General features: G+C 60.6%; 16 protein-coding genes. 9 read left to right on the forward strand and 7 right to left on the reverse strand.

Annotation, left to right across the window (positions count from 1 at the left end; translation table 11 throughout):
• Nucleotides 1–193: 193 nt before the first annotated feature.
• The 3 genes from AO240_RS09020 to AO240_RS09035 all read left to right on the forward strand — a co-directional run bounded on the left by AO240_RS09020 (nucleotide 194) and on the right by AO240_RS09035 (nucleotide 3,632).
• Nucleotides 194–1,120, forward strand: coding sequence for a class I SAM-dependent methyltransferase (locus AO240_RS09020; protein WP_099236241.1), 927 nt, complete (start codon nucleotides 194–196; stop codon nucleotides 1,118–1,120).
• A gap of 149 nt (nucleotides 1,121–1,269) precedes the next feature.
• Nucleotides 1,270–1,986 (forward strand): phosphatidylcholine synthase, encoded by a 717-nt coding sequence (gene pcsA, locus AO240_RS09025; protein WP_099236242.1) that lies wholly within the window; start codon nucleotides 1,270–1,272, stop codon nucleotides 1,984–1,986.
• An 866-nt stretch (nucleotides 1,987–2,852) separates the two neighbouring features.
• Nucleotides 2,853–3,632: a TSUP family transporter gene (locus AO240_RS09035; RefSeq protein WP_099236243.1), complete on the forward strand. Its 780-nt coding sequence runs from the start codon at nucleotides 2,853–2,855 to the stop codon at nucleotides 3,630–3,632.
• On the opposite strand, the gene nudC is transcribed toward AO240_RS09035, so the two are convergent.
• On the reverse strand, nucleotides 3,600–4,433 hold the full coding sequence (nudC, locus tag AO240_RS09040) for an NAD(+) diphosphatase (RefSeq protein WP_099236244.1): 834 nt from the start codon (nucleotides 4,431–4,433) through the stop codon (nucleotides 3,600–3,602). The two genes, AO240_RS09035 and nudC, sit on opposite strands and share 33 nt — an antisense overlap.
• 5 nt (nucleotides 4,434–4,438) lie before the next feature.
• Nucleotides 4,439–5,251 (reverse strand): crotonase/enoyl-CoA hydratase family protein, encoded by an 813-nt coding sequence (locus AO240_RS09045; RefSeq protein WP_099236245.1) that lies wholly within the window; start codon nucleotides 5,249–5,251, stop codon nucleotides 4,439–4,441.
• Between the two features lie 202 nt (nucleotides 5,252–5,453).
• On the opposite strand from AO240_RS09045, the gene AO240_RS09050 reads away from it, so the two are divergent.
• The 3 genes from AO240_RS09050 (at nucleotide 5,454) to AO240_RS09060 (ending at nucleotide 7,777) form a co-directional block, all read left to right on the forward strand.
• Nucleotides 5,454–6,008, forward strand: a complete 555-nt coding sequence (locus AO240_RS09050; protein ID WP_099236246.1) for a UPF0149 family protein — start codon at nucleotides 5,454–5,456, stop codon at nucleotides 6,006–6,008.
• A 90-nt stretch (nucleotides 6,009–6,098) separates the two neighbouring features.
• On the forward strand, nucleotides 6,099–7,355 hold the full coding sequence (locus tag AO240_RS09055) for a 3-phosphoshikimate 1-carboxyvinyltransferase (protein ID WP_099236247.1): 1,257 nt from the start codon (nucleotides 6,099–6,101) through the stop codon (nucleotides 7,353–7,355).
• A 32-nt stretch (nucleotides 7,356–7,387) separates the two neighbouring features.
• Nucleotides 7,388–7,777 (forward strand): hypothetical protein, encoded by a 390-nt coding sequence (locus AO240_RS09060; RefSeq protein ID WP_099236248.1) that lies wholly within the window; start codon nucleotides 7,388–7,390, stop codon nucleotides 7,775–7,777.
• 17 nt (nucleotides 7,778–7,794) lie between these two features.
• Here the strand turns inward: AO240_RS09060 and AO240_RS09065 are convergent, their stop codons facing one another.
• The gene (locus AO240_RS09065; protein WP_099236249.1) at nucleotides 7,795–8,400 is read right to left on the reverse strand and encodes an NAD(P)H-dependent oxidoreductase; all 606 of its coding nucleotides are present in this window, start codon (nucleotides 8,398–8,400) and stop codon (nucleotides 7,795–7,797) included.
• 111 nt (nucleotides 8,401–8,511) lie between these two features.
• On the opposite strand from AO240_RS09065, the gene AO240_RS09070 reads away from it, so the two are divergent.
• A complete protein-coding gene (locus AO240_RS09070; protein WP_099236250.1) occupies nucleotides 8,512–9,114 on the forward strand; it encodes a TetR/AcrR family transcriptional regulator in 603 nt (200 codons plus the stop codon).
• A gap of 39 nt (nucleotides 9,115–9,153) precedes the next feature.
• Here AO240_RS09070 and AO240_RS09075 read toward each other — a convergent pair whose 3' ends face one another.
• Entirely contained in the window at nucleotides 9,154–9,834 is a 681-nt protein-coding gene (locus AO240_RS09075; RefSeq protein WP_099236251.1) for a GNAT family N-acetyltransferase, read from the reverse strand.
• Nucleotides 9,835–10,011: 177 nt separating this feature from the next.
• Between AO240_RS09075 and AO240_RS09080 the strand changes: the two genes are divergently transcribed.
• Nucleotides 10,012–10,863, forward strand: a complete 852-nt coding sequence (locus AO240_RS09080; RefSeq protein ID WP_058415000.1) for a CAP domain-containing protein — start codon at nucleotides 10,012–10,014, stop codon at nucleotides 10,861–10,863.
• Nucleotides 10,864–11,039: 176 nt separating this feature from the next.
• Nucleotides 11,040–13,250: a GAF domain-containing protein gene (locus AO240_RS09085; protein WP_099236252.1), complete on the forward strand. Its 2,211-nt coding sequence runs from the start codon at nucleotides 11,040–11,042 to the stop codon at nucleotides 13,248–13,250.
• 19 nt (nucleotides 13,251–13,269) lie between these two features.
• Here the strand turns inward: AO240_RS09085 and AO240_RS09090 are convergent, their stop codons facing one another.
• From AO240_RS09090 to treS, 3 genes are read right to left on the reverse strand one after another with little or no spacing between them, the layout of a single operon-like run.
• Nucleotides 13,270–14,436, reverse strand: coding sequence for a diguanylate cyclase (locus AO240_RS09090; RefSeq protein WP_099236253.1), 1,167 nt, complete (start codon nucleotides 14,434–14,436; stop codon nucleotides 13,270–13,272).
• 51 nt (nucleotides 14,437–14,487) lie between these two features.
• On the reverse strand, nucleotides 14,488–16,725 hold the full coding sequence (gene glgB, locus AO240_RS09095) for a 1,4-alpha-glucan branching protein GlgB (protein WP_099236254.1): 2,238 nt from the start codon (nucleotides 16,723–16,725) through the stop codon (nucleotides 14,488–14,490).
• Nucleotides 16,722–20,069, reverse strand: coding sequence for a maltose alpha-D-glucosyltransferase (gene treS / locus AO240_RS09100; protein ID WP_099236255.1), 3,348 nt, complete (start codon nucleotides 20,067–20,069; stop codon nucleotides 16,722–16,724). Before treS ends, glgB begins: the two co-directional genes overlap by 4 nt.
• Between the last annotated feature and the right edge of the window lie 29 nt (nucleotides 20,070–20,098).

Below are 20,098 nucleotides of genomic sequence, written 5' to 3' on the forward strand. Positions count from 1 at the left end.
CTTAACGCTGAAAAGTCCAAAAAAGACGCGATGCCCAAGCCTTAGCCTGCGCATATTCAAATTTCCGAGCACGCTAACAAGACGGAAAAAAAATTGATGTAGGATGCCTCCCGAGCTCTTGTGGTATCGGTCTGCCCCTTATCGCCAGCAATTGTGTTTAAAATGCCGCCCGCTCAATGACCGACGCTGACCGATGACCCCAGATGCACTCGCTACCCTTCACGCTCACTTGCTGACTGCCCTGGCGACCCCGCCCGACGAGACCCGGCGCCTGTTCCATGGCCGTGGCCGCTGCTGGCCGGGCCTTGAACAACTGACCGTGGATTGGCTGCAAGGCGTGGTATTGGTTGCCGTGTTCAAGGCGCCTGAAGCCGAACAAATGGCTGCGTTAAAACAACTGCTGACACGGTTCGATTGGGCGCAGTTCGGCGCGCATACGGTGGCATTGCAGCACCGCTACTTGCCGCAAAGCACCACCGAATGGCTGGTCGGCGAAGCGATTGATGAGCTGACCATCACCGAAGGCGGCCTGCGTTACTTGATCGACCTGGGTAAAAAGCAAAACAGCGGGCTGTTTCTCGACATGCGTTACGGCCGCAACTGGGTGCGCGAGCAGGCCAAGGGCCAGCACGTACTTAATTTGTTTGCCTACACCTGCGGTTTCTCGGTAGCTGCCATCGAAGGTGGCGCCGAGCATGTGGTGAACCTCGACATGGCGCGCGGCGCGCTCAGCCGTGGCCGCGACAACCATCGCCTGAATGGTCATGACCTGAGCAACGTCACGTTTCTGGGCCATGATCTGTTCAAGTCCTGGGCCAAGGTCACCCACAGTGGGCCTTATGACTTGGTGATCATCGACCCGCCGTCGTTTCAGAAGGGCAGCTTTTTGCTGACCAAGGACTACCAGCGCGTGCTGCGCCGCTTGCCGGATTTGCTGACGCCACAAGGCAGCGTATTGGCCTGCATGAATGACCCGGCCTTTGGCGAAGACTTCCTGATCGATGGCGTAACCCGCGAAGCACCGGGCCTGCGCTTTGTGAAGAGGCTGGAAAATCCGCCGGAGTTTCCGGATATTGACGTGCAAAGTGGCTTGAAAGCGCTGGTGTTCCGTCAAGGCTGATGTAGAAACGCCCTACGCTTGCTACGCTAAGTGATACACCGGGGAGGTGAACCTTATTCCCTCCTTTTCGGTCGATACTTGCATTCCCTGGCCAGACTCGACAGCGTTACGTTGTCGGCTGCCCTGTTTCACCTTTTGGAGAACCGCCCGTGATTTCGACCCTGCATGTAGCCAGACTCAAAGCCTGGGGCGCCCACGGCTTTACCGCCACCGGTGTAGTGCTGGCCTTTCTGGCCACCCTGGCGCTGCTGGAAAACTCGCCCAAAGCCTGCCTGCTCTGGCTCGGCCTGGCGTTGGTGGTGGACGGCGTCGACGGTTCCCTGGCGCGACGGGTGAACGTCAGCACGGTATTGCCCAGCTTTGATGGGTCGGTGCTGGATCTGGTGATTGATTACCTGACCTACGTGTTTATTCCGGCGCTGTTTATCTATCGCTATATCGACCTGCCGGAATTTACTCACCTGTTTACGGTGTCGGTGATCCTGGTGTCGTCGTTGTTCTGCTTCTGCAATGTAAACATGAAGAGCAAGGACAACTACTTTGTCGGCTTTCCTGCGGCGTGGAACGTGGTGGCGTTGTGTGTGTATATCATCCAGCCGGACGCTTGGGTGACGTTGGCGACGGTGATTGGGTTGGCGCTGTTGACCGTGACACCGATGAAGTTTTTGCACCCGTTTCGGGTGAAGCGGTTTATGCCGTTGAATATCGCCGTGACTACGATTTGGCTGTTGTGCAGCTTTTTGATGGTGGTGGATTATCCGAATACTAATCCCTGGACGTTTGGGTTGTGGTCGCTGATGTCGGCTTACTTCCTGGGGATTTGCGTATGGCGCACGGCGCTGGAATGGATAGGCACTCATAGATAGCGGTTTAAGCTGCATCTTTGATGTGGCGCTGTTGCGCATCGGGCTGGCTTGGGGTGTTCTTTAGGTTTTCGTGCATATCCGTTATTTGGGTGATGGCTTGTATGGGTTTCGCTCTTACAGCGAGTCACTTTTGAACAGCGCAAAAGTAACCAAAACGCTCTTGCCCCACCACTCGGTGCCTCGCTTAGTCACTTTTGAACAGCGCAAAAGTAACCAAAACGCTCTTGCCCCACCACTCGGTGCCTCGCTTGGGCTCGGCATGCCCGCACACAGGCTTGAATCCGTGGGCCGCCGCGATGGGCCATCCTTGGCCCAGCGCGGCTAACCCGGCGTCCTGCCGGGTTACCCACGGATTCAAGCCTGCGTGCGGCCATCGTGGTTTAACGGGGCGCTTCTCAGATCAAGAGCAGATCAAGAGCAAGAGCACGGCGGCCTGAAAGCCGACCTGAGTGGTTGAAGCGGATCAAGGGCGGATTTGCATATACAGCAGATCTGCTTTTTTTGCTTTNAGCACGGCGGCCTGAAAGCCGACCTGAGTGGTTGAAGCGGATCAAGGGCGGATTTGCATATACAGCAGATCTGCTTTTTTTGCTTTTTTTGCTTTTTTTGATTTTTGTGGGAGGGGGCTTGCTCCCGATTACGGTGTGTCAGTTGGAAGATGTTTATCTGACACACCATAATCGCGAGCAAGCCCGCTCCCACAGTTGGTTGCATTCGGCTGCGCAGATGAAGCCCGTCCATAACCCTGAACTGACCCTTCGCGATCGGCAGCAGCCCCCTCCCACTGTTGGTTCTGCCTACGTCAGCAGGTAAGATATGGCCTTTGGCGCAGCCCTTCTGCGCCCTGCCAACAATAAGCCCTGCCCATGCCCTTTGAACTCAGCGTAGACCTGACAACCCTGGCCATCCTGGCCGTTGTAGCTTTCATTGCGGGCTTTATCGACGCCATCGCCGGCGGCGGCGGCCTGCTTACCACGCCTGCCCTGCTCACCGCCGGCATGCCGCCGCACCTGGTGCTTGGCACCAACAAACTCAGCTCGACGTTCGGCTCGGCCACCGCCAGTTTCACCTTTTATCGGCGCAAGCTGTTCCACCCGCGCCAATGGGTGCACGCCATCGTCGGCACGCTGATCGGCGCCTTCGCCGGTGCGGTGGTCGCCCATTACTTGCCGGCCGAAACGCTGAACAAAATGCTCCCGGTGATCGTCTTCGGCTGTGGCGTTTACCTGTTGTTCGGCGGCACGCCCAAGGCGCCGCTGGACGCCGATGCGCCGATCAAGAAAAAATGGCAATCGACCCAAGGCTTCGGCCTCGGTTTCTACGATGGCGTAGCTGGCCCCGGCACGGGTGCGTTCTGGACCGTGAGCACGATGCTGTTGCACCCTATCGACCTGGTGAAAGCCAGCGGCGTGGCGCGCAGCATGAACTTCGTCAGCAACGCGGCGGCGCTGTCGGTGTTTATCTTCAACGACTCGGTGGATTGGATCGTCGGCCTGGCCATGGGTGTTTCGGTAATGGGCGGCGCGTTCTTTGGCGCACGCAGCGCAATCAGCGGCGGCGCCAAATTCATTCGCCCGGTGTTTATCACCGTGGTCCTCGGCCTGACCGTGCGCCTAGCCTGGCAACACTGGTTCAGCGTGGCCTAGGCGACGGGCCACATAGAGGTCGATCAAGTAGCGCGCAATCGAACGTGACGCCGGCAACGGCGGCAGTTCGTGAATGTTGAACCACTGCGCGTCTTCGATCTCGTCGGCCTGCGGCACAATGTCACCACCGGCGTACTCGGCGTGAAAACCCAGCATCATCGAATGCGGAAACGGCCAGCACTGGCTGCCCATGTACTGGATGTTCCGGACCTCTACCTGGACTTCTTCGCGCACTTCGCGGATCAGGCAGTCTTCGGCCGATTCACCCGGCTCGGCAAAGCCTGCCAACGTGCTGTACACCCCGGTCACAAAACGCGGCGAACGCGCCAGCAAGATCTCGTCACCGCGCGTCACCAGCACAATCATGCTCGGCGAAATGCGCGGGTAGCTGCGCAGGTCACAGGCCTGGCAATGCATGGCCCGCTCGCGCGGCACTTGAACCATGGCTTGGCCACAACTGCCGCAAAAACGATGCTCGCGCGCCCACGTGCCGATCTGCGCGGCATAACCCAACACTCTGTATAACGTGTGGTCGCCTTGCAGCATGAAGGCGCGCAAGCCCTGCCAACTGCAACCTGGCACCGCGCTGGGTGCGTTGAGTTCCAGCAGGTACACCGGCTCACCGTCAAGGTGGCCGATGCCATGTTCGGCGAACACCGACAGGTCTTGGCGCTTTAGCCATTCACGTGGGAACAGCGGGCCGTTGGTGTCCTGCAAAAAGCCTTCGCGGCTGCGGGCAACAGCCCAGCCGCCGGGGGCGTCGTTGTCCAGCAGGGTTGTGGTAATCCAGCCTGGGGTCATGTCAGTCAATCCACAAATTCGGGTTTCTGTTTGCTCATATGGGCCGCAATGGCCACGCGCAGATCGTTGGATTGCAACATAGCCGAGTTCCACGTGGCAACGTATTCCAGACCATCATTCACCGTGTGGTCACGCATGTAGCTGATCATTGCCTTGGTGCCGGTCACGGCAATCGGCGACTTCGCGGCGATTTGCTGCGCGATCTCCAGCACGCCGGCCAACAGGCTTGCGTGGTCGGCATACACGCGATTGACCAAGCCGATGCTACGCGCTTCCTCGGCGCCGAATGGGCGGCCGGTGTAGGCCAGTTCACGCAGCATGCCATCGCCGATAACGCGTGGCAGGCGTTGCAAGGTGCCGACGTCGGCGGCCATGCCCATGTCGATTTCCTTGATCGAAAACTGCGCGTCTTCAGCGGCGTAACGCATGTCACAAGCGCTGATCAGGTCAATGGCACCGCCGATGCAGTAGCCCTGGATCGCCGCCAATACCGGCTTGCGGCACCGGTCGACCGCGTTGAACGAGGCCTGCAGCTCAAGGATCTTGCGGCGCAGCAGGCGGGCATTGCGGCCCGCGTCCTTGCCCAAATCATTGGCCACCGAGGCGAGCATCATCAAGTCGATGCCGGAGGAAAAATGTTTGCCGGCGCCGCTGAGCACCACGGCGCGCACAGCGTCGGTGTCTTCGACCCATTGGAAGATGTCAATGATCTCGGTCCAGAAGGCCGCGTTCATCGCGTTGACCTTTTCCGGGCGGTTGATCTGCACATGTGCAACGTTGCCTGCAAGTTCGACGACGAAAGCTTGGTATTCGGACATGGCAGTAACCCCTGACTGGCGAGTGATAAGTCCCGAACTATATCAAGGGAGCGCGACGGCGCATCAGCCAAAAGCCGGACGCGCAACAATACAGCACACTATGCCGGCGCCTTGAAAACGCTGGATAAAAACCGCCCTACGCGCCATCCTTTGCGCTTTAAGCCGCCCCGTCAGCGGCGCTCGACGTATAAAGGATATGCCCATGCACGCCCAACCCCTCGCGCCCGCCGACTTCGACTCTGTCGAAGCCACCCTGCTCAAGTACGGCGACGACCATTCGGTGCTGAACCTGGCCGAACTCGACGGTTACTTCACCGCGCTGGTGTCGAGCCCCACACAGGTCGACATCGGCGGGTGGTTCCCGGCCATCTGGGGTGGCCAGAACCCACAGTGGGAAAGCCTCGAAGAAGCCCAGCACTTTCTGGAGCTGTGCGTGCGCCACATGAACACGCTGGCAGCGCAATTGGCCAGCGATGCGCAGGGTTTCAAGGCGCGTTTCGATGAGACCGAGCATCAGGGCCAGGTCGTGACGCTCGCCGAGGAGTGGTGCTTTGGCTATGTGCGCGGTGCCGCTATCGGCAATTGGCCGCCACTGCCCGCCGAACAAGCCAGCCAACTCGAGAAAATCTCCTGGTGCGCCGAGCAGGATAACTTTGAGTTGCCGGCAGACCTCGATGTGCAGGCGCATCAGCAGCGGGTCAGCGCCATCGAACCGGCGGCGCGGGCGCTGCATGATTACTCGCTGGCCCAGCGCTAAGCCTCGACAAGCACCGCGTCTATGCCCGATTATTCGGGTCCGCCCGTCGGCCACCGCGCACCCCATTGCCTTGATCAGGAGCCTTGTACCTTGAGTTCGCAGAAAACCGTGACCGTTACACCGCCCAATTTCCCGCTGAACGGCAAGGTCGCGCCCCCCGGCTCCAAATCCATTACCAACCGCGCGCTGTTGCTGGCGGCGCTGGCCAAGGGCACCAGCCGTTTGAGCGGCGCGCTGAAAAGCGATGACACCCGCCACATGTCGGTGGCCCTGCGCGCGATGGGCGTGAGCATCGACGAGCCGGATGACACCACCTTTGTGGTCACAAGCTCAGGCACGCTGCAATTGCCGGCGCACGCATTGTTTCTCGGGAATGCGGGCACCGCGATGCGTTTTCTCACTGCCGCCGTGGCCACCGTCAACGGCACCGTGGTGCTGGACGGCGACGACTACATGCAAAAACGCCCGATTGGCCCGCTGCTGACCACCCTCGGCCAGAACGGTATCCGCGTCGACAGCCCGACGGGCTGCCCACCGGTTACCGTGCATGGCGTGGGCAAGGTGCACGCCAAGCGCTTTGAAATCGACGGCGGTTTGTCCAGCCAGTACGTGTCGGCCCTGCTGATGCTCGCCGCCTGCGGTGAAGCACCGATTGACGTTGCGCTGACCGGCAAAGACATCGGCGCGCGTGGCTATGTAGACCTGACGCTGGACTGCATGCGGGCCTTCGGCGCACAGGTCGAGGAGGTGGATGACACCACGTGGCGCGTCGCCCCCACCGGCTACACCGCGCATGATTACCTGATCGAACCCGACGCCTCGGCGGCAACCTATTTGTGGGCGGCTGAAGTGCTGACCGGTGGCCGCATCGACATTGGCGTGGCGGCGCAAGACTTCACCCAGCCAGATGCCAAGGCCCAGGCCGTGATCGCGCAGTTCCCGCAGATGCAGGCCACCGTGGTCGGCTCGCAGATGCAAGACGCCATTCCGACCCTGGCCGTGCTCGCCGCATTCAACAACACGCCAGTGCGTTTTACCGAGCTGGCCAACCTGCGCGTGAAGGAATGTGACCGCGTACAAGCGCTGCACGACGGGCTGAATCAAATACGCCCTGGCCTTGCGCGCATCGAAGGTGATGACTTGCTGGTCGCCAGTGACCCTGCACTCGCCGGTACGGCGTGCACCGCGCTGATCGACACCCACGCCGACCACCGCATCGCGATGTGCTTTGCCTTGGCCGGGCTGAAGGTCTCGGGAATTCGCATTCAAGATCCGGATTGCGTGGCCAAGACCTACCCTGACTACTGGAAGGCCCTGGGCAGTCTTGGGGTTGCGCTGAGCTACTGAAGCCGCCGCGCCGGAATGGGGAGGCACTGCACATGACCATTCGCCAACCCTGCCCGCCCGGCGCCTGCGTCTGCGAGCGCGAACAGCTGCTGCAAGCGCCCGGCGCCGACCTGCGAATTCTCAACCTGACGCGTCAGGAAGAGAAAAAACTGATCGAGCGCCTCGAAGACCTCAAAAGCCTGCAAGAGCTCGAACGCATGCAACAGCTGATGTACCAGCAACTCGGTATCCGCGTGCATATCGCGCCGGGGCACACCGAGGTCAAGAGCATGCGCGGGATTCAAATCGTCATCGACGACCTGCCGGGCATGTGCCGCAAAACCCGGCAATCGATTCCGGCGGCGATCCGTCGCGGTATGGAAAAACGCCCGGAAATCGCCTACCGCTTGCTCGATGCCCACGACCTGTTTGGCCAGGGTTGAGCGGCGGCAGCCTTCGCTCAGGCGTTTTCATGCACCTGGGGCCGCTCGAACATCTGCCGCCCCAACGCCATGGCGCTGTGCAAATGCGCTTCGGCGCCGCCTGACTCCGAGTCCAGCAGCAACCTTGATGTCAGCACCTGCGCACCACAGTAATCAAAGATCCCGTAGTCGATTTGCGTGCGCATGGCGCTGGCATAACCGTGCCGATCAAACGCGCTTTCATCCGCAGCGCCCAGCGCCAGTAAATGCACCTGCAGGTGCCGCAGCTTTTTCATCACGGGTGTGTCCGGGCCGTAGTCAATCGCCCAGCCGTTGACGAACACACGGTCGATCCAGCCTTTGAGCAAAGCCGGCAGCGACCACCAGTAGATCGGGAAGGCCAGCACCAATGCGTCGGCGCGGTCGATGCGCGCCTGTTCGGCAAGGATCTCGGCGGGCGGCGCGGCGTGCGAGCGGTGCACCCGATGGTCGGCGGCGCTGTAGCGCGGGTCGAAGCCTTCGGCAGCAAGGTCGGCGATTTCGTACGTGTGGCCGCAGGCGGTCAGCCCCGCCGCCACTTGCGCCGCCACGCCGTGCGTGAGGGATGCCGGGTCGTGGTGAGCAACAACGATCAGTGCGTGCATGACAGTGACTCCAATTCGGTTTAGGCTCGGCCGAAGCTACGGTTAGTAGGCTACGTTTGGTAAGCTACTTTTGGTAAGTTGTGCGAATTAAGTTACTTTTGGTATATAAACATGTCAAGCACTGAATCCCCTGCCCCACGCCGACGCCTTTCACGCGAAGACCGCCTGCGCCAATTGCTCGACGTTGCCTGGCAACTGGTGCGCGCCGAGGGCACAGATGCCCTGACGCTGGGCCGCCTGGCGGAGCTGGCAGGTGTGACCAAACCGGTGGTCTACGACCATTTCGTCACCCGCGCAGGGCTGTTGGTGGCGCTGTATGAAGATTTCGACGCGCGCCAGAACCAGGTATTTGACGAAGCCCTGCAGACCAGCAGCGCGACGCTGGCCGAACGTGCGCAGGTGATCGCCGCGTGTTACGTCGATTGCGTGTTGTTACAAGGGCGGGAAATTCCGGGGGTAATTGCCGCGTTGAGCAGTTCGCCGGAACTGGAAACCTTGAAGCGCGAATACGAGGCCATCTTCCTCGCCAAATGCCGCGATGCACTGGCGCCGTTCGCGCCCGGCGCCAGTGTGTCCCAAGCTGGCCTGCGCGGCATGCTCGGCGCAGCCGAAGCGTTGTCGCAGGCGGCGGCCAATGGCGACATCAGCCGCGACGAGGCGCAGCACGAGTTATTCGCAATGATTGTGGCGATGGTCGAACGCGGCGCCGCTTGACTGACCCGATAAAAACCTTCCCGGGAAGGTTTTTTGCATTCAGGCCCGGTGCTCACTCACAAAGCGCTGGACCTTGCGTGTTAATTGATCCAGATGCCGGTCACGCTGTTTCTCCGCATCGGTCATCGCGCGCTTGCCGTGTTTTTGCAGCAGGTAGGTGTGAATCTGCCGCACCTCCAGCGATTGGTAAATCGCCGCTACGTCCAACACGCCCATCAGGCCATCGGTGCCGTAGTCACGGGTGTTCATCAACACCTGAGTGCCACGCGCGCCGCGTACTTGAAAGCCCAAGGCCTCGAACACCGCGACCTTTTCCACGGCGCAGGCCAACTCGGCGTGAGGATAACGCGCCAGCACCTCGCGCATCATCGCGCGCGCCACGCCCTGGCGCCGCCAGCCTGCCTGCACCGCCATGAACGCAATACCGCACGCCTCGGGGTCGTCTTTTACCGGCAAATACAGCACAAAACCGATGACCTTTTCGGGGTCCTGCGCAGCCGTGGCCACGATCAGTTCAACCGCAATGCCCTTGGCGCCGCCCAGCGCTTCCAGGTACAGGTGCACCTCAAAGCCAAGCGCGTATTGATAGATGTTATAGAGCAAGTTACTCGGCGCCAGCGCCACGGCGCTGATGTCGGTGAGGTTGTCCACCACCATTTGCAGGATCTGGCTATTGATCGACTCGGGGCACGGCGTGGTGTAACGGGTAAGGCTGAACATGCACATTCCTGGAATTTTGCGTCAAGGCAGCGGCGATTGTACCCGTTACAACAGTGTGGCGAGCGGGCTGATCAGCACCCACAGAACACCCGTTGAGGCAAAAAAACAAAAAAGGCGTTGCACCACACCGGGCTACATCGCGCATCATGGGCACTTTCAAGCTCAAGGGTAACGTCCATGCGCGTGCTGTCATTGATGATGGGTCTTACGACGCTGGCCGCCAGTCTGGCGTTCTGCGCCAGCGCGATGGCGGATGAAGAAACTCAGTTGGTGCAACAGATCAATCAGTACCGCAGCCAGGTTCAGCGCTGCGGTAATCAGGGTTCCCAGGAACTGCCGCCACTGGCCAGCGATACGCGGCTGGTGCTGCCGGCGACCAATGTCGGCGATTTACAGCAGGCACTCGCGCGGGCTGCGTACCCCATGGTGAATGTGCAGGCTATCAGCCTGTCCGGGCCTAAAAACGCCGAGGCCGCCATGAAAGCCGTGCGCGAGAGCTTCTGTCGTGTGGTGCTCGACCCGCAATTTGTCGACATCGGCGTGAGCAACAGCGGCCAGGACTGGCGCATCGTGTTGGCGCGCCCGCTGCTCTCCAGCGGCTTGGGCGACTGGCAGACCGAAGGCAAGCAACTGCTGAGCCTGGTCAATGCGGCGCGAGAACAGCCGCGCCAATGCGGCACCCAAGCCTTTACCGCGACCACACCGTTGTCGTGGAACGATAACCTGGCCGACGCGGCAAATAGCCACACGCGCAATATGGCCAACGGCAATTTTTTCGACCACCTCGACCATGACGGCCGTACGCCCGGCGACCGCGCGGAACTGGCGGGATATGGCGCAAAAAATATTGGCGAAAATATTGCCGCCGGCCTCGACACGCCGCGCAAGGTAGTCGACGGCTGGCTCGCCAGCCCCGGCCACTGTGCCAACCTGATGAACCCGCAGTTTCGTGAGTTGGGCGCGGCCTACGCCATGGACCCAAAGAGTGATGCAGGTATTTATTGGACGGCGGTTTTGGGCGCGCAATAGCAAGCCAGGACCGCCACACGCGGCCAGTCATACCGACCTATTCAAACGGAGTGAGACATCACATTGCCATCTCATGGATAATCGCGCTGAACTGGCAGCGTGGATGCGTGTCTGTTGCTGAGTGCGCTGATGCATTCAGGTGACTTCGAGGCCGCGGTAAATAAGGTGTTGACCGAATGATGAACTGGCTGCAAAGCAGCAGCGACATGGCCGAGAAGGTACGCCTGCACAATTGGGCGAGTACCCCGCTGGGGCCGCTTGAAGCGTGGCCCGATGTGCTCAAAACCACTGTTGCACTGAGCTTCGCGTCGAGCTTCCCGCAGGCCATCATTTGGGGGCAACACCTGATTACGCTCTACAACGATGCGTTTGTGCCGATTCTTGGCGATAAACCCAGCGCGTTGGGGCGCGCATTCAGCGAGACATGGCGCGAGGTCTGGGCCGAAGTCAGCCCCATCGCCAACGCCGCCTTTCAGGGGCATGCCACCTACATCGAAAACCACCCCTTGGTGGTTGAGCGTGGCGGCGGCCCCGAGCAGGCGTACTTCACGTTTTGCTACAGCCCTATTCGCGACCCTGAAGGCACGGTTGTCGGCATGCTCAATACGGTCACGGAAACCACCGCTACGGTATTTCTGGCGCGGCGCCTGGCCGTGCTGGACACCATCAGCAGTCACGTGGTGAATGCCCACGACGCCGAAGCGATCATGACCACCACCACGCGCCTGCTGGCCGAGCATTTGGGTGTGTCGAACTGTTCCTATGCCGATATGGATGCCGATGAAGACGGCTTCACCATTCGCGGCAACTGGGTCGCTCAAGGCTCGCCAAATATCGTTGGGCGCTACAGCCTGTCTACCTTTGGCGCGCGGGCGGTAGAACAGTTACGCGCCGGTGAACCGCTGGTGATTCGCGATAACCGCGAGGAGTTCATCCCTGAGGAGTCGGCCCGCTACCAGGCGCTGGGCGTCACCGCGTCGATGTGTTTCCCGCTGATCAAGCACGGCCGCCTGACGGCGCTGATGGCCGTGCACGATAAGTCCCCGCGTGTCTGGTCGCCCTATGAACTGGCACTGGTCGGCGAAGTCACCGAACGTTCGTGGGCGCACATCGAGCGTGTACGCGCCGACACCGCTGTACGCGAGGGCCTGGCGGCAATTACCGAGCTCAATGCCACCCTGGAGCGGCGGGTCGAAGAACGTACCACCGCATTGGCCCAGACCGAGGCCGCCCTGCACCAGTCGCAAAAGCTTGAAGCTATTGGCCAATTGACCGGCGGCGTGGCCCATGACTTCAACAACCTGCTGACCATCATTCGTTCCTCGGTGGACTTCTTGCGCCAGCCAGGGCTTTCCGAAGCACGGCGCCAACGCTACATGGGCGCGGTATCGGACACGGTCGAACGCGCCAGCAAGCTCACCAGTCAATTACTCGCCTTTGCGCGCCGCCAGCCGCTCAACCCGCAAGTGTTCGACGCCGGCCAACGGGTGAAAAATATCGGCGAGATGCTTGAAAGCGTGACCGGTGCACGTATTCAGGTGCGCACGGAAGTGCCCGAGCAGCCCTGCTATGAGCCCTGCTATGTAAGTGTCGACGTGAGCCAGTTTGAAACGGCGCTGATCAACATCGCCCTCAACGCCCGCGATGCCATACAAGGGCAAGGCACCCTCACATTGCGCGTGGCGAATGTGGCGGCGCTGCCAAGCATTCGTGGCGATGCCGCCGTGCACCAGCCGTTTGTGAGTGTTTCACTGCTCGACACCGGCATCGGTATTTCGGCTGACATCGTAGAGCGCATTTTCGACCCGTTTTTTACCACCAAGGCCGTGGGCAAAGGCACCGGCTTGGGCTTGTCGCAGGTGTTCGGGTTCGCCAAACAGTCCGGCGGCAACATTGACGTGACCAGCAACCTGGGCCAGGGCAGCGTTTTTACGCTGTACCTGCCGCAAGCTGAGCCCGTGGCTGAGCAGCCTTGCGCGCCGCAGCAAGATCACGGCGTGGCCCTGCACACAACGCACGACGCCGCACTGCTGCATATTTTGATCGTCGAAGACAACCTCGAAGTCGGTCGTTTTGCCAATCAGATCTTGCAGGACCTGGGCTACCAGACTACCTGGGCCACCAACGCCGAACAGGCATTGGCGCTGGCCGGCCCGGATGCCTCGGGCTTCGACGCGGTATTTTCGGACGTGGTGATGCCCGGCATGACAGGCGTAGCGATGACCAAGCTGCTGCGTCAGCGCCGGCCCGACCTGCCGGTGGTGATCACGTCGGGCTACAGCGAAGAATTGGCCGAAAGTGGCTACGAAGGGTTCGAGTTCCTCGCCAAACCGTACTCTGCCGAACAGGTGGCCTGCGCGTTGGCCAAGTCGATGCTCAAGGACTGAATGCTGCCGCGCCCCTGCCCTAGTCTGCGACGGCGACCTGGTTGCGGCCGAGCGCCTTGGCGCGGTAAAGCGCCTTGTCGGCACTGTTCATCAGGCCATGCAGGTCCATCTCAAGGTGATGGGTGGCGGCAACACCAAGGCTTGCGGTCACGCCCTGCACCGGGTCGGAGGCCAGGCCGGAGATCGCCTTGATCAGTTGCTCGGCAATGCCGCGCGCGGTGTCCAGCGTGGTATTGGGCAGCAGCACCGCAAACTCCTCGCCACCGAGCCGACCATACACATCAGCCTGACGAAACGATGCGCTGATCACCTCGCCAATCTGCCGCAGCACTTGATCGCCCGCCTGATGGCCGTAGGTGTCGTTGATCTGCTTGAAGTGATCCATGTCCATCATCAGCACGCACAGCGGTTGCTGTTGGTGGCGACACTGCGCGTACAACACATGGGCATTTTCGAAAAACGCGCGGCGGTTCATCAGCCCGGTGAGTTCATCGGTCTGCGCGGCGTGCGTGGAAATATTGCGTGCGCGTTCCATTTGCCGGGTCAGGCGAAAGGCTTTTTCGAGCGCATCGGAAAATTTACGCGTGGCGCTGACCACAAAGGTCGAGAACACCAGCACTGCAATGCCCACGCCCACTTGTATCGACGATGGCTGGAACAGCAGCCACAGCGTGCAGGGCATCAGCACCAGCGCCATGGAGCCCAGTGTCATGTAGCGATAGGCCGAATAGCACGAGACCGCGCTGACCGACATGCCGACCGTAAACAACATCACCACGACCTGCGAAAGGCGGTCGTCGGCAGGCATCACCGCCAGCGCGCCAACGCCCCACACACCGGCAGACAGCATCAACGTCAGCGCGTAGCGACGCTCCCAACGCGCTGGGGTGCGCTCGCTGTCGGGGCAGCGAAACCAGCCCATGAACATCTTCAGCCGTAACAGCGTAGACACCGCCAGCACCAGCAGCCAGACCCGCATCACCGTGTGGTCAAAGCGCTCCCAACACAGCCAGCAGAGCATCACCGCGCCAAGATAGCTGCCAAAGATAGCCGCGAACGATTGGCGGAACAGCTGATGCAAACGATCCGTTCGCACCTGCTCTTCGATAAAACCATCCTGGTCCTGCCCACGTCCTGCGCCATTCATGAAGTCCGCCTGCCCCGACTGCCACCACAAAGGCGGCATTGTGGCACCTCGCCAGCAGCACGGACAACACAAACTGTTACGCTAGAGCCGTTAGAGCGCTTGCGGCCTCAGAATCAACACGCCCAGCGGTGGCAGGTTCAACGACAACGACACTGGCTGCCCATGGCGCGGCTCATCCTGAGTGAACACTTCCCCACCATTGCCATAATTGGAGCCCGCGTACGTGTCGGCATCACTGTTGATCACCTCGCTCCAGCGCCCGGCAAACGGCACGCCGACCGAATAGGCCTCACGCGGTACCGGCGTGAAGTTGGCCACCACCAGCACCGGCTTGCCGTCCTTGCTCCAGCGCAGCCATGCGTAGACGCTGTTGACCGCGTCATCACCGATCAGCCACTGGAAGCCCTGAGGTGCGTCGTCCTGCTCGTGCAGCGCCGGTTCCTCGCGGTACAAGCGGTTCAGGTCGCCGACCAGCTTTTGCACGCCACGGTGCTCGGGGTACTGCAACAAGTACCAGTCCAGTTGCTGGTCGTGGTTCCACTCGCGCCACTGGCCAAACTCGCAGCCCATGAACAGCAGCTTTTTGCCGGGATGCATCCACATGAAACTCAAGTAAGCGCGCAGGTTGGCAAACTTCTGCCAGCGATCACCGGGCATCTTGTCGATCAGCGAGTGTTTGCCGTGCACCACTTCATCGTGGGAAATCGGCAGGATAAACCGCTCGGACCAGGCATACACCAGGCCAAAACTCAGCTCGCTGTGATGATGGGCGCGGTACACCGGGTCTTGCTGAATGTAATGCAGCGAATCGTGCATCCAGCCCATGTTCCATTTGTAGTCGAAGCCCAAACCGCCCTGCTGGGTCGGTTGGCTGACACCGGGCCAGGCCGTCGACTCTTCGGCAATCACCAGCGCGCCGGGCGCTTCCAGGGCAACCACATCGTTCAAATGACGCAGGAAGTCGATGGCTTCAAGGTTCTCGCGGCCGCCATGGCGGTTGGGCACCCATTCGCCGGCTTTGCGTGAATAATCGCGATACAGCATCGACGCCACCGCATCCACGCGCAGGCCATCGATATGAAAGTGTTTGAGCCAGTGCAGCGCCGAGGCCAGCATGAACCCGTGAACTTCGGTGCGGCCGAGGTTGTAGATCAGCGTGTCCCAATCCTGGTGGAAGCCTTCCAGCGGGTTGGCATACTCGTACAGCGCAGTGCCGTCGAATTGCGCCAGCCCGTGGGTATCGGTAGGAAAATGCGCCGGCACCCAGTCAAGAATCACGCCGATATTGGCCTGGTGCAGGGCATTGATGAAGAACCCGAAGTCTTCGGGCGAACCAAAGCGTGCGGTCGGCGCGAATTGCGACAGCGCCTGGTAACCCCACGAGCCGCCGAACGGGTGTTCCATGATCGGCATCAGCTCGATATGCGTAAAACCCAGTTCCTGTACATACGGAATCAAGCGCTCGGCAAGTTCGCGCCAGCCATACTGGCGCGACACTTCACCGGCCTCGTCCAGCTCGCACTGCCACGAACCCACATGCAACTCGTAAATCGACAGCGGCGCCGAAGGGTGTTGGCGCTCAGCGCGCGACTGCATCCACGCATCGTCCTGCCAGTCGACCTGCAACGGCGCAGCGACTTTGGAGGCAGTGTCGGGCGGCAACTGGGTGGCCAGCGCCATCGGGTCAGCCTTAAGCGGCAGAATGCCATTAGCGCCGAGAATCTCGTACTTGTAGGCCGCGCCCGGTTGCAGACGCGGGACAAAGATCTCCCACACACCCGACGGATGCCGCAAGCGCATGGGATGCCGGCGGCCGTCCCAGATATTGAAATCACCCACCACCGACACGCGTCGGGCATTCGGTGCCCAGACGGCGAAGCGCACACCTTGCACGCCATCTACGCGGGTGACCTGTGCGCCGAGGCAACTGCTGAGGTCGCGGTGGTTGCCTTCGGCAAACAGGTAAAGGTCCATCTCGCCCAGCAGCAATTGGCTGAAGCTGTACGGGTCTTCGGTGATTTGCTCGCCACCGGCCCACTGAATTTTAAGCAGGTAAGCCTGGCGCGTCGTGAAGTGCCCGATAAACAAGCCCGGTACTTGGGTCGCATCCAGGCTGCCGATCGGTTCACCGCCGTCACGCGTCAACACCTGAACGCTGAGGGCTTCCGGCAGAAACGCGCGGATGAACTGGCCGCCATGTTCGTCATCGTGCGGCCCCAGAATCGAGAAAGGGTCCGGGTGCTCGGCGCGTACCAGCGCTTCAACGTCGTGGGACGCCGGCATCGCCTTCGATGTCGATTGCAGCGGTTGTTTATCTGTAAAACTCATGAATTCTCCCCACCGCGTGCAGTTTTCGATATAGGTGTAAGCCCGCTGAGCAGTCCGTGCAAACCTTGCAACGGCACCGGCAACCAGGTCGGGCGATTTTCCGCTTCGTAAGCCACTTCGTACGCGGCCTTCTCCAGACTGAACAAGGTCAGTGCTGCACGCTGGCCCTCGGCATCCTGCCAGGCATGCGCCAGTGTAGACGTAGCCTGATGATAAGCCTGGGTAAAGGCCTCACGCGCTTCACTGAGGTAGCGATCGGTCACCCGCTTGCGGGCGGTGTCCGCTTCGGGCGAGTGGTCCACGCCTTGTACATTCAGCGCCATGGCCGCCGCGTAATCAAACGAGCGCAGCACGCCACTCACGTCTTTATACGGGCTGTGTTTACCGCGCCGCTCATGCAGCGGTCGTGCGGGTTCGCCTTCAAAGTCAATCAAGTAGGCATCCCCCTTCACCACCAATACCTGGCCCAGGTGCAAGTCACCGTGAACGCGAATGCGCAGCCCGCCCGCCGTGGCTTTCGCCAGGGCCTGGACATGACTGCCGATGGCTTTTTTCTGCGCCAGTAAATCACTGACCAGCGCCTGATCGGCGGGGTTCAACCGGGCTTGATGAAGTTTGAGTAATTGCAGCGCGCGGTCGATTTGCGCGCCCACATCCTTGGCCCAGGCTTGCGTGTCCTTGACCGTGGTGGCCTCGGGCTTGAAGTCTTTATTGCTGGTTGGCGCGCCGAGTACCACGTGCATTTCACCGAGGCGCTGGCCGAGCAAACCGGCAAAGTCTTTCAGCTCACCAAGGGCATTGTAGTGCTGCTCCTGCTCAGACATGGCCTGCGCCAGCTCGTCGCGAATCGCGCGTTCCAGGCTGTTTTGGGTCCAGGCCCACGCATCGCCCTGGTTGCTCAAGTAACCCTGAGCAATCATTAACAAGTTGTCCTCGCCCTGGTTATCGCGACGAATCATCGAGCCCAGCAACGGCGAAATGTTCGGGTAACCGGCTGCGGTCAGGTAGGCGCTCATTTCAAGTTCCGGGTGCACGCCGCTGCTGACTTTACGGATCAGCTTGAGCACCAGGCTTTCGCCGACCACCACCGAACTGTTCGACTGCTCGGCCGACAGGTAACGCACCTGCGCCTCGTCGGTCAGTTGCAGCGGGGCCAAGTGCGGTGTGGCCTCAAAGCGCAAATCGCCTTCGTTGGTAGTCAGCACGGTGCCGGCTTGCAAGCCCTGAATAACCGCACGAATGAAGTGGTCCAGGCTGAACGCATCGGTCACCAAACCCACCTGCCGCACGCGCCGTACGCGCGCCATCGCCAACTGCTGCGGTAGCGCGCTGGTGAACTGGTCTTCACCGAGGAAGCCGAACGGCAACTGATAGCGGTTGACCTGACCGCCGCTGGTCACGTCGATTTCACTGAGCAGCACCGGGTGCTGCGCGTCGCCAAAGCGTACGCCGTAGGCAATTTGCACACGCTCAATGGCGGTGTCCTTGCCGGCGAACCAACGCCGATTGGGCAGCCAAACCGGTAGCGCGGTTTGCTCCAGGGTGTTGCGGCACGGTTCGTCGAGCAATTCTTCCATACGCTTTTTAAGTACCAGGGTGGTGAAGTCGGGGATGCTCTGCGCGGGTTCCACATGCCAGCTGGGCATCTGGTTTTCCGCCGCGAGCACAAACCAATAGAACCCGTACGGCGCCAGCGTGAGTAAAAAATTCAGCTGGCCGATGGGCGGGAAGGCATTCCCGCCGAGCATCTCCACCGGCACCATGCCGGCGAAAGCCGAGAGGTCGAGTTCTGCCGCCTGCGCGCTGCGCGACACGTTGGCCACGCACAAAATGATTTCAGTGCTCCCGTCTTCGCCGGTGAATTCACGGGTATACGCCAAAATGCGCCGGTTGCTCGGCGAGAGCATTTTCAAACTGCCCCGGCCAAACGCTTTGGACTGTTTGCGCACCGCGAGCATGCGCCGGGTCCAGTTCAGCAATGAATGCGGGTCTTGGGCCTGGGTTTCGACGTTAACCGACTGATAGCCGTACTGCGCGTCCATGATCGGCGGCAATACCAGGCTCGCCGGGTCGGCGCGCGAGAAGCCGCCGTTACGGTCGATTGACCATTGCATCGGCGTGCGTACGCCGTCGCGGTCGCCCAGGTAGATGTTGTCGCCCATGCCAATTTCATCGCCGTAATACAGGGTCGGCGTACCAGGCATCGACAACAGCAGGCTGTTAAGCAATTCAACGCGGCGACGGTCGCGCTCCATCAACGGCGCCAGGCGCCGACGAATACCCAGGTTGATTCGCGCGCGTCGGTCAGCGGCGTAGTAGTTCCACAGGTAGTCGCGTTCTTTATCGGTGACCATTTCCAGGGTCAGTTCATCGTGGTTGCGCAGGAAGATCGCCCATTGGCAATTAGCGGGAATCTCCGGGGTCTGGCGCAAAATATCGGTGATCGGGAAGCGATCTTCCTGGGCCAGCGCCATGTACATGCGCGGCATCAGCGGGAAGTGGAAGGCCATGTGGCATTCATCACCGTCATCGCCTTTTTTGTCACCAAAATACAGTTGTGTGTCTTCCGGCCACTGGTTGGCTTCGGCCAACAGCATGCGGTCTGGGTAATGCGCGTCGATCTCGGCGCGAATCTGCTTGAGGACGTCGTGGGTTTCCGGCAGGTTCTCGTTGTTGGTGCCGTCGCGCTCGATCAGGTACGGAATGGCATCCAGGCGCAGCCCGTCAATGCCCATGTCCAGCCAGAAACGCATCACCGACAGCACGGCTTTCATCACCTGCGGGTTGTCGAAGTTGAGGTCCGGTTGATGCGAATAGAAGCGGTGCCAGAAGTACTGGCCGGCGACCGGGTCCCAGGTCCAGTTGGACTTCTCGGTATCGAGGAAGATGATGCGGGTGCCGTCGTACTTCTGGTCGTCATCCGACCACACATAGAAGTCACGCGCCGCCGAACCCGGCTTGGCCTTGCGCGCGCGCTGAAACCACGGGTGCTGATCGGAGGTGTGGTTGATCACCAACTCGGTAATCACCCGCAGCCCGCGGTTGTGCGCTTCGGCGATAAACCGCTTGGCGTCGGCCATGGTCCCGTAATCGCTGTGCACACCACGGTATTCAGCGATGTCATAGCCGTCATCGCGGCGCGGCGACGGGTAGAACGGCAACAGCCAAATAGTGTTTACGCCCAGATCGGCGATGTAGTCGAGCTTGGCGATCAGCCCGGGGAAGTCACCGATGCCGTCGTTATTGGAGTCGAAATAGGATTTGACGTGAACCTGATAGATCACCGCGTCCTTGTACCAGAGCGGGTCTTTGATGAACGTGGCAGCCTTGGGTTTCTTCGCCATTGCAAGCTCCTGAAATAGGTGAACGTCTG

This window comes from Pseudomonas sp. ICMP 460, from assembly GCF_002723595.1.
Lineage (GTDB): Bacteria > Pseudomonadota > Gammaproteobacteria > Pseudomonadales > Pseudomonadaceae > Aquipseudomonas > Aquipseudomonas kitaguniensis.

Coding starts and splice junctions, on each gene's coding strand:
- AO240_RS09020 (WP_099236241.1), top strand. CDS start 194: ATGACCCCAGATGCACTCGCTACCCTTCACGCTCACTTGCTGACTGCC.
- AO240_RS09035 (WP_099236243.1), top strand. CDS start 2,853: ATGCCCTTTGAACTCAGCGTAGACCTGACAACCCTGGCCATCCTGGCC.
- nudC (WP_099236244.1), bottom strand. CDS start 4,433: ATGACCCCAGGCTGGATTACCACAACCCTGCTGGACAACGACGCCCCC.
- AO240_RS09045 (WP_099236245.1), bottom strand. CDS start 5,251: ATGTCCGAATACCAAGCTTTCGTCGTCGAACTTGCAGGCAACGTTGCA.
- AO240_RS09050 (WP_099236246.1), top strand. CDS start 5,454: ATGCACGCCCAACCCCTCGCGCCCGCCGACTTCGACTCTGTCGAAGCC.
- AO240_RS09060 (WP_099236248.1), top strand. CDS start 7,388: ATGACCATTCGCCAACCCTGCCCGCCCGGCGCCTGCGTCTGCGAGCGC.
- AO240_RS09065 (WP_099236249.1), bottom strand. CDS start 8,400: ATGCACGCACTGATCGTTGTTGCTCACCACGACCCGGCATCCCTCACG.
- AO240_RS09070 (WP_099236250.1), top strand. CDS start 8,512: ATGTCAAGCACTGAATCCCCTGCCCCACGCCGACGCCTTTCACGCGAA.
- AO240_RS09075 (WP_099236251.1), bottom strand. CDS start 9,834: ATGTTCAGCCTTACCCGTTACACCACGCCGTGCCCCGAGTCGATCAAT.
- AO240_RS09080 (WP_058415000.1), top strand. CDS start 10,012: ATGCGCGTGCTGTCATTGATGATGGGTCTTACGACGCTGGCCGCCAGT.
- AO240_RS09085 (WP_099236252.1), top strand. CDS start 11,040: ATGATGAACTGGCTGCAAAGCAGCAGCGACATGGCCGAGAAGGTACGC.
- AO240_RS09090 (WP_099236253.1), bottom strand. CDS start 14,436: ATGCCGCCTTTGTGGTGGCAGTCGGGGCAGGCGGACTTCATGAATGGC.
- glgB (WP_099236254.1), bottom strand. CDS start 16,725: ATGAGTTTTACAGATAAACAACCGCTGCAATCGACATCGAAGGCGATG.
- treS (WP_099236255.1), bottom strand. CDS start 20,069: ATGGCGAAGAAACCCAAGGCTGCCACGTTCATCAAAGACCCGCTCTGG.